At 68.1% G+C, this 15,180-nt stretch carries 9 protein-coding genes; all 9 read right to left on the bottom strand.

Annotated elements, in window-relative coordinates; genetic code table 11:
* Positions 1–106: 106 nt before the first annotated feature.
* Entirely contained in the window at positions 107–2,224 is a 2,118-nt protein-coding gene (gene fusA / locus BLQ34_RS18470) for an elongation factor G (RefSeq protein ID WP_091788918.1), read from the bottom strand.
* A 122-nt stretch (positions 2,225–2,346) separates the two neighbouring features.
* A complete protein-coding gene (gene rpsG / locus BLQ34_RS18465) occupies positions 2,347–2,817 on the bottom strand; it encodes a 30S ribosomal protein S7 (protein WP_056915473.1) in 471 nt (156 codons plus the stop codon).
* Positions 2,817–3,191: a 30S ribosomal protein S12 gene (gene rpsL, locus BLQ34_RS18460; protein WP_056883290.1), complete on the bottom strand. Its 375-nt coding sequence runs from the start codon at positions 3,189–3,191 to the stop codon at positions 2,817–2,819. The genes rpsG and rpsL overlap by 1 nt, the downstream gene beginning before the upstream one ends.
* A gap of 404 nt (positions 3,192–3,595) precedes the next feature.
* Positions 3,596–7,474 carry a DNA-directed RNA polymerase subunit beta' gene (locus BLQ34_RS18455; protein ID WP_091788915.1) on the bottom strand — a complete coding sequence of 1,293 codons (3,879 nt, stop codon included), beginning with the start codon at positions 7,472–7,474 and terminating at the stop codon, positions 3,596–3,598.
* Positions 7,475–7,571: 97 nt separating this feature from the next.
* Positions 7,572–11,048, bottom strand: a complete 3,477-nt coding sequence (gene rpoB / locus BLQ34_RS18450) for a DNA-directed RNA polymerase subunit beta (RefSeq protein ID WP_091788911.1) — start codon at positions 11,046–11,048, stop codon at positions 7,572–7,574.
* A gap of 396 nt (positions 11,049–11,444) precedes the next feature.
* Positions 11,445–12,146, bottom strand: coding sequence for a hypothetical protein (locus BLQ34_RS18445; protein WP_091788908.1), 702 nt, complete (start codon positions 12,144–12,146; stop codon positions 11,445–11,447).
* Between the two features lie 25 nt (positions 12,147–12,171).
* Positions 12,172–12,702, bottom strand: a complete 531-nt coding sequence (locus BLQ34_RS18440) for a hypothetical protein (RefSeq protein ID WP_231961359.1) — start codon at positions 12,700–12,702, stop codon at positions 12,172–12,174.
* Positions 12,699–13,970: an MCE family protein gene (locus BLQ34_RS18435; protein WP_091788905.1), complete on the bottom strand. Its 1,272-nt coding sequence runs from the start codon at positions 13,968–13,970 to the stop codon at positions 12,699–12,701. Before BLQ34_RS18435 ends, BLQ34_RS18440 begins: the two co-directional genes overlap by 4 nt.
* A complete protein-coding gene (locus BLQ34_RS18430) occupies positions 13,967–15,175 on the bottom strand; it encodes an MCE family protein (RefSeq protein WP_231961358.1) in 1,209 nt (402 codons plus the stop codon). The genes BLQ34_RS18435 and BLQ34_RS18430 overlap by 4 nt, the downstream gene beginning before the upstream one ends.
* Positions 15,176–15,180 lie beyond the last annotated feature (5 nt).

Below are 15,180 nucleotides of genomic sequence, written 5' to 3'. Positions count from 1 at the left end.
CCTCAGGACTCTTCTTTGGTGGAACGCCGTGTTCCCAGGCGGGACGTGGCGCGGATTGGGGGTGGTGGAACTCTGCAGTCCGTGGTGCGACCGGTAATGCTACCGGTCACTCACCACGGGTCTTCTTGATGATCTCCTCGGCAACAGCCTTGGGGACCTCGGCGTAGGAGTCAAACTCCATCGAGTAGTTCGCCCGGCCCTGCGTCTTGGACCGCAGGTCGCCGACGTAGCCGAACATCTCCGACAGGGGCACCAGGCCGCGGACGACCTTGGCACCACTGATGTCCTCCATGGCCTGGATCTGGCCACGGCGGGAGTTGATGTCGCCGATGACGTCGCCCATGTAGTCCTCGGGCGTGCGCACCTCGACGGCCATCATCGGCTCGAGCAGCACGGGGTCGGCCTTGCGGACGGCCTCCTTGAGCGCCATCGAGCCGGCGATCTTGAACGCCATCTCGGAGGAGTCGACGTCGTGGTAGGCGCCGTCGAGCAGGGTGGCCTTGATGCCCACCAGCGGGTAACCGGCCAGCACGCCGTACTGCATGGCGTCCTGGATGCCGGCGTCCACCGAGGGGATGTACTCGCGCGGGACGCGACCACCGGTGACCTTGTTCTCGAACTCGTACAGCTCGCCCGACTCGGTGGTGTCGAGGGGCGCGATGCTGATCTGGATCTTCGCGAACTGGCCGGAGCCACCCGTCTGCTTCTTGTGGGTGTAGTCGTACTTGTCGACCGTCCGGCGGATCGTCTCGCGGTAGGCCACCTGCGGCTTGCCGACGTTGGCCTCGACCTTGAACTCGCGCTTCATGCGGTCCACAAGGATGTCGAGGTGGAGCTCGCCCATGCCGGCGATGATGGTCTGGCCGGTCTCCTCGTCGTGGTGCACCTGGAAGGTCGGGTCCTCGGCGGAGAGCTTCTGGATGGCCGTGGAGAGCTTCTCCTGGTCACCCTTCGTCTTCGGCTCGATGGCCACCTGGATGACCGGGTCCGGGAACGTCATCGACTCGAGCACGATCTGCTCGTTCGGGTCGCTCAGGGTGTCACCGGTCGTGGTGTCCTTCAGGCCGATCGCCGCGTAGATGTGACCCGCGAGGGCCTCCTCCACCGGGTTCTCCTTGTTGGCGTGCATCTGGAACAGCTTGCCGATGCGCTCCTTGCGGCCCTTGGTCGTGTTGACGACCGCGGAGCCGGAGGAGATCTGGCCGGAGTAGACCCGGATGAAGGTCAGCGTGCCGAAGAACGGGTGCGAGGCGACCTTGAAGGCCAGCGCCGAGAACGGCTCGTCCTTGCTGGGCTTGCGCGTCATCTCGACGTCCTCGTTGCCCGGCTTGTGGCCGACCATCGGGGGGACGTCCAGCGGCGACGGCAGGTAGTCGACGACGGCGTCGAGCATCGGCTGCACACCGCGGTTCTTGAAGGCGGAGCCGCACAGGATGGGGTAGAGCTCGGAGTTGACGGTGAGCTTGCGGATCGCGCCCTTGATCTCCTCGGGGGTCAGCTCCTCGCCGTTGAGGTACTTCTCCATGAGGTCGTCGTCGGACTCGGCGACGCGCTCGACGAGAGCGTGGCGGTACTCCTCGACCTTCTCGAGCATGTCGGCCGGGATCTCCTGGATCTCGTACTTGGCACCCATGGTGACGTCACCCTTGGCGTCACCGGGCCACACCAGGGCGCGACGGTAGATCAGGTCGACGACACCGACGAAGTCGTTCTCGGCACCGATCGGGAGCTGGAGCACCAGCGGCTCGGCGCCGAGGCGGTCCTTGATGGTGTCGACGGTGAAGTAGAAGTCCGCGCCCAGCTTGTCCATCTTGTTGACGAACGCGATGCGGGGGACGTCGTACTTGTCGGCCTGACGCCACACGGTCTCGGACTGGGGCTCGACGCCCTCCTTGCCGTCGAACACGGCGACGGCGCCGTCGAGGACGCGCAGCGAGCGCTCGACCTCGACCGTGAAGTCCACGTGACCCGGGGTGTCGATGATGTTGATCTGGGTGCCCTCCCAGAAGGAGGTGACGGCAGCGGAGGTGATGGTGATGCCCCGCTCCTTCTCCTGCTCCATCCAGTCGGTGGTCGAAGCACCGTCGTGGGTCTCACCGATCTTGTGGTTGACCCCGGTGTAGAAGAGGATGCGCTCAGTCGTCGTCGTCTTGCCGGCGTCGATGTGCGCCATGATCCCGATGTTGCGGACCTTGGTCAGGTCCGTCAGGACGTCGAGTGCCAATGTGATCGTCTCGTCTCAGCTCGTTGCGAAAAGTTCGTGGTGGTGCGTGGGTGGCGGAGCATCGACCACGCGCCTCCGGTATGCCGCGGGCGCGAGGTGCGCCCGCGGCATACCGGTCGCTGTCACCAGCGGTAGTGCGCGAAGGCCTTGTTGGACTCGGCCATCTTGTGGGTGTCCTCGCGACGCTTCACCGCGGCGCCGAGGCCGTTGGACGCGTCGAGGATCTCGTTCATCAGGCGCTCGGTCATGGTCTTCTCACGACGCTGACGCGAGTAGCCGACCATCCAGCGCAGGGCGAGCGTGGTCGCGCGGTTGGGCTTGACCTCGATCGGCACCTGGTAGGTGGCGCCACCGACGCGGCGCGACTTGACCTCGAGCGTCGGGCGGATGTTGTCCAGCGCGCGCTTGAGGGTCACGACGGGGTCGGAGCCGGTCTTCTCCTTGACGCCCTCGAGGGCGCCGTAGACGATCGTCTCGGCGATGGACTTCTTGCCATCGAGGAGGATCTTGTTGACCAGCTGGGTCACCAGCGGGGAGTTGTGGACCGGGTCGACGACGAGGGGGCGCTTGGGCGCGGGTCCCTTGCGAGGCATTACTTCTTCTCCATCTTCGCGCCGTAACGGGAGCGGGCCTGCTTGCGGTTCTTGACACCCTGGGTGTCGAGCGAGCCGCGGACGATCTTGTAGCGGACACCCGGGAGGTCCTTCACACGACCGCCACGCACGAGCACGATCGAGTGCTCCTGCAGGTTGTGGCCGACGCCCGGGATGTAGGCCGTGACCTCGATGCCGCTGGTGAGGCGCACACGGGCGACCTTGCGCAGGGCAGAGTTCGGCTTCTTGGGGGTGGTGGTGTACACACGCGTGCACACCCCACGGCGCTGGGGCGAGCCCTTGAGGGCAGGGGTCTTGGTCTTGGTGACCTTGTCCTGACGCCCCTTGCGCACAAGCTGGTTGATCGTAGGCAACCTGTTCTCCGTACGTAGTTGATGTTCGGTGCCGCCGGGCCGCGGTTGCGGTCCTGCTGACACTCCTTGGTGTGGTGCCTTGCCCGACCCCCGCATTCGGGTGTGTCGTGCTCGGCGCTCTCCCCTGCACTCCCCGCACACGCCCGTGATCGGTCGGTTGCGGGTTGCCCGGCGAGAGGTGGTGCCGGTCGCGGTCCCGACGTGCTGCTCGGGTCGGTGCCGCTGTCCGGCGCTCGTGCCCGAGGCAGACCTCAGACACAGTGTTCAAAGATACCGCCTGCGTGGGACCCGACCAAATCGGTTCCCGCACGCCGACCGCCACCGCCCGGGCCACGCGCGAGGGGCGGGTGCGCCGCGTGGTGACCACGCGGCGCACCCGCCCCTTCGCGGGCGGAGCCGTTCGCTCAGTCGAGACCGAGCTCGGCGTCGTCGAGGCGGATCGCCTCGCCGGAGCCGGGGCCGAACACCGGGTAGTCGTACTCGTAGCTGGGCATCGAGTACATCGCGGCCTTGGCCTCCTCGGTGGCCTCGACCTTGACGTTCCGGTAGCGCGGGAGACCCGTGCCGGCCGGGATCAGCTTTCCGAGGATGACGTTCTCCTTCAGACCCAGCAGCGGGTCCGACTTGGCGTTCATCGCGGCCTCGGTGAGCACCCGGGTCGTCTCCTGGAAGGAGGCGGCCGAGAGCCACGAGTCGGTGGCCAGCGACGCCTTGGTGATACCCATCAGCTCGGGGCGACCCGAGGCCGGGCGACCACCCTCGGCGACGACGCGACGGTTCTCGGTCTCGAACCGACCACGCTCGGCCAGCTCACCCGGGAGCAGGTCGGCGTCGGCGGACTCGATGATCGTGATCCGTCGCAGCATCTGGCGGACGATGACCTCGATGTGCTTGTCGTGGATCGACACACCCTGCTGGCGGTAGACGTGCTGCACCTCGTCGACGAGGTGCATCTGGACCGCCCGCGGGCCGAGGATGCGAAGGACCTGCTTGGGGTCGATCGAACCCTGCGTGAGCCGGTGGCCGACCTCGACGTGGTCGCCGTCGGCGACCAGCAGACGCGCGCGCTTGCTCACCGGGTAGGCGTGCTCCTCGGAGCCGTCGTCCGGGGTGAGCATGATGCGGCGGGTCTTGTCGGTGTCCTCGATGCTCACCCGACCGGACGCCTCGGCGATCGGGGCGACACCCTTGGGGGTGCGCGCCTCGAACAGCTCGACGACACGCGGCAGACCCTGCGTGATGTCGTCACCGGCCACACCACCGGTGTGGAAGGTACGCATCGTCAGCTGGGTGCCGGGCTCACCGATCGACTGGGCCGCGATGATGCCGACGGCCTCGCCGATGTCGACCAGCTTGCCGGTCGCGAGCGACCGGCCGTAGCAGGCGGCACAGGTGCCGACGTGCGACTCGCAGGTGAGGACCGAGCGGACCTTGACCTCCTCGACGCCCGCGGCGACGAGGGCGTCGATGACCACGTCACCGAGGTCGATGCCGGCCTCGGCCAGGACGGTGCCGTCCTTCTCGACGTCGGCGGCGAGCGTCCGCGCGTAGACCGAGGTCTCCACGTCGTCGTGCTCGACCAGGGCGCCCGACGCGGTCTTCTGCGCGATCGGCATGGTCAGGCCACGCTCGGTGCCACAGTCGTCCTCACGGATGATGACGTCCTGCGACACGTCCACCAGGCGACGGGTCAGGTAGCCCGAGTCGGCGGTGCGCAGCGCGGTGTCGGCCAGACCCTTGCGGGAACCGTGCGTGGAGATGAAGAACTCGAGCACGGACAGGCCCTCGCGGAAGTTCGCGCGGATCGGTCGCGGGATGATGTCACCCTTCGGGTTGGACACCAGACCACGCATACCGGCGATCTGCCGCAGCTGCATCCAGTTGCCTCGCGCCCCGGAGGACACCATCTTGTAGATGGTGTTGGTCTTCGGGAGGTTGGCCTCCATCTCCTTGGCGACCTCGTTGGTCGCCTGGGTCCAGATCTCGATGAGCTCCTGGCGACGCTCGTCGTCGGTGATCAGACCGCGCTCGTACTGGACCTGGACCTTGGTGGCCTTGGTCTCGTAGCCCTCGAGGATCTCGAGCTTGCGCGGCGGGGTCACGACGTCGGAGATGGCCACCGTGGTGCCCGAGCGGGTCGCCCAGTGGAAGCCGTACTCCTTGAGCGCGTCGAGGGACGCGGCCACCTGGACCTTGCTGTAGCGCTCGGCCAGGTCGTTGACGATGGTCGAGAGACGCTTCTTGTCGACGACCGCGTCCACGAACGGGTAGTCGACCGGCAGGGTCTGGTTGAACAGCGCGCGACCGAGGCTGGTCTCGACGACGAGCGAGGCCACCTGGCCCTGCTCGTTCGCCTCGACGCCCTCGGGCAGCTCCGTGCCGGGGACCGGCACGACGTCGAGCAGGCGGATCTTGACCTTGCTGCCGAGCTCGAGCTCGCCGGCGTCGAACGCCATGCGCGCCTCGGAGACCGACGCGAACGCCCGACCCGAGCCCTTGCCGTTCTCCACCTCGGAGGTGAGGTGGTAGAGCCCGATGATCATGTCCTGGGTGGGCATGGTCACCGGACGACCGTCGGCCGGCTTGAGGATGTTGTTGCTCGAGAGCATGAGGATGCGGGCCTCGGCCTGCGCCTCGGTGCTCAGCGGCACGTGCACCGCCATCTGGTCACCGTCGAAGTCGGCGTTGAAGGCCGAGCAGACGAGCGGGTGGATCTGGATGGCCTTGCCCTCGACCAGCTGCGGCTCGAAAGCCTGGATGCCGAGGCGGTGCAGGGTGGGTGCGCGGTTGAGCAGCACGGGGTGCTCGGTGATGACCTCTTCGAGGACGTCCCACACGACCGGGCGGGCGCGCTCCACCATGCGCTTGGCCGACTTGATGTTCTGGGCGTGGTCGAGGTCGACCAGGCGCTTCATCACGAACGGCTTGAACAGCTCGAGCGCCATCTGCTTGGGCAGGCCGCACTGGTGCAGCTTGAGCTGCGGGCCGACGACGATGACCGAACGGCCGGAGTAGTCGACGCGCTTGCCGAGCAGGTTCTGGCGGAACCGGCCCTGCTTGCCCTTGAGCATGTCGGACAGCGACTTGAGCGGACGGTTGCCGGGGCCCGTCACCGGGCGACCGCGACGGCCGTTGTCGAAGAGGCTGTCGACGGCCTCCTGCAGCATCCGCTTCTCGTTGTTGACGATGATCTCGGGCGCGCCGAGGTCGAGCAGGCGCTTGAGGCGGTTGTTGCGGTTGATCACGCGACGGTAGAGGTCGTTGAGGTCCGAGGTCGCGAAGCGGCCACCGTCGAGCTGCACCATCGGGCGCAGGTCCGGCGGGATGACCGGGACCGCGTCGAGGACCATGCCGGCCGGCTTGTTGGTCGTCGCCTGGAAGGCGGTGACGACCTTGAGCCGCTTGAGGGCACGGGTCTTCTTCTGGCCCTTGCCGGTGGCGATGATCTCGCGCAGCAGCTCGGCCTCGGCCTCGAGGTCGAAGTCCTCGAGCCGCTTCTGGATCGCCGCCGCGCCCATGCCGCCCTCGAAGTAGAGGCCGAACCGGTCACGCATCTCGCGGTAGAGGATCTCGTCGCCCTCGAGGTCCTGGACCTTGAGGTTCTTGAACCGGTCCCAGACCTGCTCGATGCGCTCGATCTGCATGTCGGCGCGCTTGCGGATCTGGTTCATCTCGCGCTCGGCGGACTCGCGGACCTTGCGGCGCGCGTCAGCCTTGGCGCCCTCGGCCTCGAGCTCGGCGAGGTCGGACTCGAGCCGCTTGGCGCGGGTGTCGACCTCGGCGTCGCGCTTGTTCTCGAACTCCTTCTTCTCCACCTCGATCTGCGCCTCGAGCGAGGGCAGGTCCTTGTGGCGCTGCTCGTCGTCGACCGACGTGATCATGTAGGCCGCGAAGTAGATGACCTTCTCGAGGTCCTTCGGGGCGAGGTCGAGCAGGTAGCCCAGGCGCGACGGGACGCCCTTGAAGTACCAGATGTGGGTGACGGGGGCGGCGAGCTCGATGTGGCCCATCCGCTCACGACGCACCTTGGCGCGGGTGACCTCCACGCCGCAGCGCTCGCAGATGATGCCCTTGAAGCGGACCCGCTTGTACTTGCCGCAGTTGCACTCCCAGTCCCGGGTGGGGCCGAAGATGCGCTCGCAGAACAGGCCCTCCTTCTCGGGCTTGAGCGTGCGGTAGTTGATCGTCTCGGGCTTCTTCACCTCGCCGTGGCTCCACTGGCGGATGTCCTCCGCCGTGGCCAGGCCGATGCGCAGTTCGTCAAAGAAGTTGACGTCGAGCACGTGGTTCCTTCTTCCGTGTCTCTTGCTTGAAACTGTGGGGTTGGTCGTGAGGGGAGGTGTGCCGCGTGGTCACCGGCGGTGACCACGCGGCATACCGTCAGACCTCTTCGACCGAACTGGGCTCGCGCCGGGACAGGTCGATGCCGAGCTCCTCCGCCGCGCGGAAGACGTCCTCATCGGACTCCTTCAGCTCGATCGAGGTGCCCTCGCTGTTCAGGACCTCGACGTTGAGGCACAGCGACTGCATCTCCTTGATGAGCACCTTGAAGGACTCGGGGATGCCGGGCTCGGGGATGTTGTCGCCCTTGACGATCGCCTCGTAGACCTTCACGCGGCCCTGGACGTCGTCCGACTTGATGGTGAGCAGCTCCTGCAGCGCGTAGGCCGCGCCGTACGCCTCGAGGGCCCACACCTCCATCTCACCGAAGCGCTGGCCACCGAACTGCGCCTTACCACCCAGCGGCTGCTGCGTGATCATGCTGTAGGGGCCGGTGCTGCGGGCGTGGATCTTGTCGTCCACGAGGTGGTGCAGCTTGAGGATGTACATGTAGCCCACGGACACCGGCTCGGGGAAGGGCTCGCCGGAGCGACCGTCGAAGAGCCGGGACTTGCCGGAGCCGTCGATGAGCCGCACGTCGTCGCGGGTCTTGGTCGTCGAGTCGAGCAGACCCACGATCTCGTCCTCGCGCACACCGTCGAACACCGGCGAGGCGACGCGGGTGCCGGCCGGGGCCTGACGCGCGTCCTCGGGGATGAGCTTGGCCCAGTCCGGGTTGCCGGCGATCTCCCAACCGCGCGAGGCGGCCCAGCCGAGGTGCAGCTCGAGGATCTGGCCGACGTTCATGCGACCGGGGACACCGAGCGGGTTGAGCACGACGTCGACGGGCGTGCCGTCCTCGAGGAACGGCATGTCCTCGACGGGCAGGATCTTGGAGATGACGCCCTTGTTGCCGTGCCGGCCGGCGAGCTTGTCACCGTCGGTGATCTTGCGCTTGTTGGCGACGTAGACGCGGACCAGCTGGTTGACGCCCGGGGGCAGGTCGTCGCCTTCGTCCTTGTCGAACACCTTGACGCCGATGACCGTGCCGGTCTCGCCGTGGGGCACCTTGAGCGACGTGTCGCGGACCTCGCGGGCCTTCTCACCGAAGATGGCGCGCAGCAGGCGCTCCTCCGGGGTCAGCTCGGTCTCACCCTTGGGCGTGACCTTGCCGACGAGCAGGTCGCCGTCGCGGACCTCGGCACCGATGCGGATGATGCCGCGCTCGTCGAGGTCGGCCAGGACCTCCTCGGAGACGTTCGGGATGTCCCGGGTGATCTCCTCGGGGCCGAGCTTGGTGTCGCGGGCGTCGACCTCGTGCTCCTCGATGTGGATCGAGGAGAGGACGTCGTCCTGCACCAGGCGCTGGCTGAGGATGATCGCGTCCTCGTAGTTGTGGCCCTCCCACGGCATGAACGCCACCAGCAGGTTGCGGCCCAGGGCCATCTCGCCGCCCTCGGTCGCGGGACCGTCGGCGATGACGCCGCCGGCCTCGACCCGGTCGCCCTCGTTGACGACGACGACCTGGTTGTAGGACGTGCCCTGGTTGGAGCGCGCGAACTTGGCGATCCGGTAGGTGCGGGTCGAGCCGTCGTCACCGGCGACGGTGACGAGGTCGGCGGACACCTCGGTGACCACACCGGCGGTCTCGGCGCGGACGACGTCGCCCGAGTCGAGCGCGGCGCGGTACTCCATGCCGGTGCCGACCAGCGGCGCCTCGGACTTCACCAGCGGCACCGCCTGGCGCTGCATGTTGGAGCCCATCAGTGCACGGTTGGCGTCGTCGTGCTCGAGGAACGGGATCAGCGCGGTCGCGGCCGACACCATCTGGCGCGGCGAGACGTCCATGTAGTCGACGTCGGCGCCGGGGATGTAGTCGACCTCGCCACCCTTGGTGCGGACCAGGACGCGGTCCTCGGTGAACAGGCCGTCGGCGTTGATGACGGCGTTGGCCTGTGCGATGACGTGGCGGTCCTCCTCGTCGGCGGACAGGTAGTGGATCTCGTCCGTGACCTTGCCCTTGACGACCTTGCGGTAGGGCGTCTCGATGAAGCCGAACGCGTTGATCCGGCCGTAGGAGGCGAGCGAGCCGATCAGGCCGATGTTCGGGCCCTCAGGGGTCTCGATCGGGCACATCCGGCCGTAGTGCGACGGGTGGACGTCACGGACCTCCATGCCGGCGCGGTCACGGGACAGACCACCCGGGCCGAGGGCCGACAGACGCCGCTTGTGCGTCAGGCCCGCGAGCGGGTTGTTCTGGTCCATGAACTGCGACAGCTGGGAGGTGCCGAAGAACTCCTTGATCGAGGCCACCACGGGGCGGATGTTGATCAGGGTCTGCGGCGTGATCGCCTCGACGTCCTGCGTGGTCATGCGCTCGCGGACGACGCGCTCCATGCGGGACAGCCCGGTGCGGACCTGGTTCTGGATGAGCTCGCCGACGTTGCGCAGGCGACGGTTGCCGAAGTGGTCGATGTCGTCGACCTCGACCGGCACCTCCTCGCCGTTCTTGCCGGTCAGCGTGGCCTCGCCGGCGTGCAGCGCGACGATGTACTTGATCGTGGCGACGATGTCGTCCACGGACAGCACGGACGCGTTGAGCTCGGCCGGGACACCCAGCTTGCGGTCGATCTTGTAACGGCCGACCTTGGCCAGGTCGTAGCGCTTGGGGTTGAAGTAGAGGTTGTCCAGCAGGGTCTGGGCGGCCTCACGGGTCGGCGGTTCGCCCGGGCGCAGCTTGCGGTAGATGTCGAGCAGCGCGTCGTCCTGGCCGGCCGTGTGGTCCTTCTCCAGGGTGAGGCGCATCGACTCGAAGTCGCCGAACTCCTCGAGGATCTCGGCCTCGGACATGCCCAGGGCCTTGAGGAGCACCGTGACCGACTGCTTGCGCTTGCGGTCGACGCGGACGCCGACCATGTCGCGCTTGTCGATCTCGAACTCCAGCCAGGCACCGCGGCTCGGGATGACCTTGGCGGTGTAGATGTCCTTGTCGGACGTCTTGTCGGGCGTGCGCTCGAAGTAGACGCCCGGGCTGCGGACCAGCTGCGAGACGACGACGCGCTCGGTGCCGTTGATCACGAAGGTGCCGCGCTCGGTCATGAGCGGGAAGTCGCCCATGAACACGGTCTGGCTCTTGATCTCGCCAGTCGTGGTGTTCATGAACTCCGCGGTGACGAACAGGGGCGCCGAGTAGGTCTGGTCGCGCTCCTTGCAGTCCTCGATGGAGTACTTGACCTCCTCGAAGCGGTGGTCACGGAACGACAGCGACATCGAGCCGCTGAAGTCCTCGATGGGAGAGATTTCCTCGAAGATCTCCTCGAGGCCGGAGCGATCCGGCACATCCCCCCGGCCGTCGGCCTTGGCGGCTGCGACCCGGGCCTGCCAGCGCTCGTTGCCGAGGAGCCAGTCGAAGCTTTCGGTTTGCAGCGCCAGGAGGTCGGGGACCTCGAGGGGTTCGCGGATCTTCGCGAACGACAGACGGCCGGAAGCCGTCCGTGCGGTGGACACAGTCTGAGTCGCGTTGCGCGAGGCAGCCAAGGAGGGGTCCTTCCACGGGCCTTGTTCAATACTGATGGTTCGAAACCGGTGCAGCGCCGACCGCCGGCTCCGACCACGCGGAGGACCAAGGCCACGAATCCGTGCCGCAGGGCACGAAGGGCTGGGGTCTGAGGCGAGGTCAGGAAAGAGGGCAGCGCAAAGGATGAGCATACACGAAAGAGGGCAGCCTCGTCCAACCGTGTCCAGCGGGCTCACGCCACACCGTCGACGGGGGTCGGGCCCGGGCAGAGCGCCACGGGCCGATCCGACGCAGTCGAGGATGACGTGCCAATCCCCCCACGTCAAGACAATCGCGGCGCGGGTCGCCGAACGGACGACCACGACCCACCCCGATCGGGGTGGGTCGTCGCAGGTCAGCGGGGGTGTCGCGGCCTCCTAGAAGGCCTCCAGCTTGCTGATCAACCACCGGTCGCCGACCTTCGTCAGGGTCGCGATGACGCGGTTCTGGTCGACCACCGGCTCCTTCTGGTCGGTGCCGACACGGGCCTGGTTGACGAAGGCGAGCACCTTGACCGTGCGGTCCGAGGAGCTCATCACCCCGAGGTCGGAGACCTTGGCCTGCACGACGGTCTGGTTCTGCACCGCGAGCGGCTTGATGTCCTTGGCCATCGCCGCGCTGAACTCACCCTTGAACGACCCTGTCAGCAGGCCCTCCACCTGGGCCGCCTGGGCGTCGATGGTCTTGTAGTTGTAGCTGAGCAGCTGCTCGATCGAGGTGCGGGCCTGGCTGGCCGCAGCCCGGTCGGTGCGGGCCTGGGCGCCCGGGTCGCGCAGGCTGACCCCCACGACGACCGCGAGCAGGGCCAGCGCCACCACGAGCGCGATCAGCGGCGCGGCCCATCGCCGACGACCGACGGTCGCCGTGACCGCCTGCGTCTCGCCAGCCTCGACCGCGTCCACGGCCGCGAAGGTCGCGGTGCCGGCCTCGGGTCGCCTCGGCCTCGTCAGCCGCAGCTTCCTCGGGGCCGTCGGCTCGGCCACCTCGAGCTCGGCGACGGCGCGCTGCAGGTGCGCCTCGGTGCTCGACTCGCGACGGTGTCCCTCGGGGGTGCGGACGCGCGACCGCTCCCCCGCCACCTTGGGACGGGACCTGGGCCTGGTCTCAACCGACGAACTCAAGGTTCTCCACCTTCCATGCGTCGCCCACCAGGCGCAGGTCGAGCCGCATCCGGTAGGTCTTGGTCTCGCCGTTCGGCACGGCGGTGTTCCTGGTCGGCGCGACCACCCCGACGAGGGCCACGGCCGAGTCGCGGTCACCGGAGACCAGCGAGGCCTCGGTGCGTTGGACCGTCGAGACGGTCTTGTTGGCCACCAGCACCTTGGTCAGGTCGGCCGTCGAGGCCGAGTAGCTCTTGAGGAACTCGCCCGTCGCACCCGCCTTCACGCGGGCCACGTCCGCGTCGACCTTTGCGTAGTCGACGGTGACGAAGTTGATGGCCAGCTGCCTGGCGGCGGCCACGGCCGACGCGTTGGCCGCCTCGGTCTGCCGCGCGGCATACCAGTCGCGGCCACGGGTGGCCGCCAGCGCGAGGCTCGCGACGAGGGCCACGGCCACCACGGCCCACACGAGGCGTGGGGTGACGGTCAGGGCCCTGGCGCGGACGGCGCCGGCAGGGGCGGTGATCGAGCTCATCGAGCAGCCTCCTTCATGATCCACAACCACGAGGCCTCGCTGCTCTCACCCCCGGCGGGAGGAACAGGAACCGAAACCTGTGGCGTCGACATGCCCAACGACGCAGCCATGCCCGGGGATACGGGTTGGTCGCCGAAAGCGAACGGAACGGTGGAGTTCGTGCTCGACGAGGGCCCGGGGGCGTTCTGCGCGCCGCGGACGCTGGTGCCCGAGCCGCGGGGGGCGGTGCACCTGGCCGAGGTGTTGGCCTTGGTGTTGCTGAGGTCGCGGGTGCTCTTCTTCTTCGTGCCGCCGTAGCCCTGCGTGCAGACCGGGGGGTCCTGGGCCAGCGCCAGCCCGAAGTGCGCCGACCCGTCGCCGGGCACCACGGTGTAGCCACCGGCGACCACGTCGGGGTAGGTGACGAGCAGCTGCTGGATGCCGTCCACGCGAGCGGTGGTGACCTGGCCGATGGTGATCAGGTTGGCCAACAGCGCGGCGAGGTTGCCCCGGTTGTCCTTGACGAGGGTGTCCAGCTCCTTGGAGGCGACGGCGCCCCGGTCGAGGATGAGCCGCAGGTCGCCGTCCGAGCCCTTGAGGGTCTCGGACAGGTCGGCGAAGTTCTTCGCGAACACCTTGATGTCGCCGGAGGAGTCGCGCTGCGTGTCGAGCACGATCCGGCCGTCGTCGATCAGCTTCTTCGTCTCCGGCAGCGCCTCGGTCGCCGACCGGGTGAGCCGGTCACCGCTGTCGATCAGCCGCTGGAGGTCCTCGCCGCCGTCGGCGAAGCCCTTGCCGAGCTCGTCGACCACGGTCGACAGGTCCTGCTTGTCGACCGAGTTGACGGTCTGGTCGAGGTCCAGGAGGAGCGTGTCGACCCGTAGGGGGTATGCCGTGTCCTTGCGTGGGATCGCGTCGCCGTCGGCGAGCACGGGGCCCCGGTCGCTGCGCGGCTGGAAGTCGAGGTACTGCTCGCCGACGGCGGAGCGGTTCTCGACGACGACCTTGGTGTCCTTGGGGATCCGCACGCCGCGCTTGATCTTCGCGTCGACGACCACGCCGTCCTTGGACAGCCGCAGGTCGTCGACCGTGCCGACGGTGACGCCGCGGTAGGAGACCTCGGAGCCGACGAAGATGCCGCCGGACTGCTCGAAGTCGGCCGTCACGTGGTACTGCCCGCCGGCCACCCGGTCGTAGAGGCCGACGTAGCGCGCCGACAGGATCGAGACGGTGAACAACGTGAGGAGCAGGAAGGCGAACAGCTGCACCTGCACGGACCGGCGGATCACGACCCACCTCCGGGGCAGAGGAGCGGGATGGTGCACGGCGGCTGGGTGCCGGTCGGGGTGGGAGCGCCCGGCAGCGGCGGGATGGTCACGCTGGGGATGGGCAGGGTCGGGAGGCTGGGCGGGGTGGTCGGGAGGCCACCGCCACCGGGCGGGGTGGTCGGGATGCCCAGGTTGCCCGCGAGGTTGCTGAGGTTGAGGTCGAGGTCGGCCGACATGTTGGTGAAGTCGCCCCGCATCGCCCCGGTCGTCGCGTCGGAGAACGGGTAGGTCAGCAGCAGCTGGAGCGACTTCGGCAGGTCGTCGCCGGCCTTGGTCAGCTGCGCCAGGATCGGCGCCAGCGCCTTGAGGTTGGCGGCCGTGTCGGCCTTGCTCTGCTGGATCACCTGGGTGCCGACGGCGCCGAGACGGCTCAGCGCCTGGAGCATCTGCACCAGCTGCTGGCGCTGGTCGGCGAGCACCTTCAGGCCCTTGGGCAGGGCTTCGAGCGCGGCGGCGATGTCGTCCTTCTGGGCGGCCAGCCTGGCCGAGAGCTTGTCGATGTTGTCGATCGCGCGGACGATCTCCGACTTCTGCTGGTCGAGCCCCCCGACGAACGTGTCGAGCTGCTTGATGACGTCCTTGATCTGCGCCTGGTTGCCGCGCATGGCGTTGTTGAGCTCGGTCTCGATCACCTTGAGCTGGGCCACCCCGCCGCCGTTGAGCAGCAGCGACATCGCGCTGAGGACCTCCTCGACCTCGGGGTTGCGGCCGGTGCGCGCCAACGGGATGTTGTCCCCCTCCCCCAGGTGCCCCTCGGGCGCGCCCGTCGTAGGCGGCGACAGCTGGACGTACTTCTCACCCAGCAGGGAGGTCTGCTTGAGCTCGGCGACGGCGTTGTCCGGCAGGTCCACGTCCTTCGGGAGGCGCAGGGTCACCCGGGCGGTCCAGCCGTTGAGCTCGATCTTCTCGACCGAGCCGACGGTGACCTGGTCGACCTTGACCGACGACTGCGGCACCAGGTCGAGCACGTCGGCGAACTCCGCGGTGACCCGGAAGATGTCGCCGCGGTTGGCGGCACCGCCCGGGAGCGGCAGGTCGAAGGCGCCCTGGCACCCGGACACACCGAGGACGGTGGCGGCCACGACCGCGCCGGAGAGCAGCCGCCGGCCACGCGCCATACCGGTGGTGGTCCCGCTGGTCCGGGTGGTGGTCGGCTGGTGGCTCATCGGGT

The sequence above is a fragment of the Pedococcus dokdonensis genome (assembly GCF_900104525.1).
Lineage (GTDB): Bacteria > Actinomycetota > Actinomycetes > Actinomycetales > Dermatophilaceae > Pedococcus > Pedococcus dokdonensis.
The sequence above is the reverse complement of the archived record's forward strand: the minus strand, read 5'-3'. Positions and strand labels throughout refer to the sequence as shown.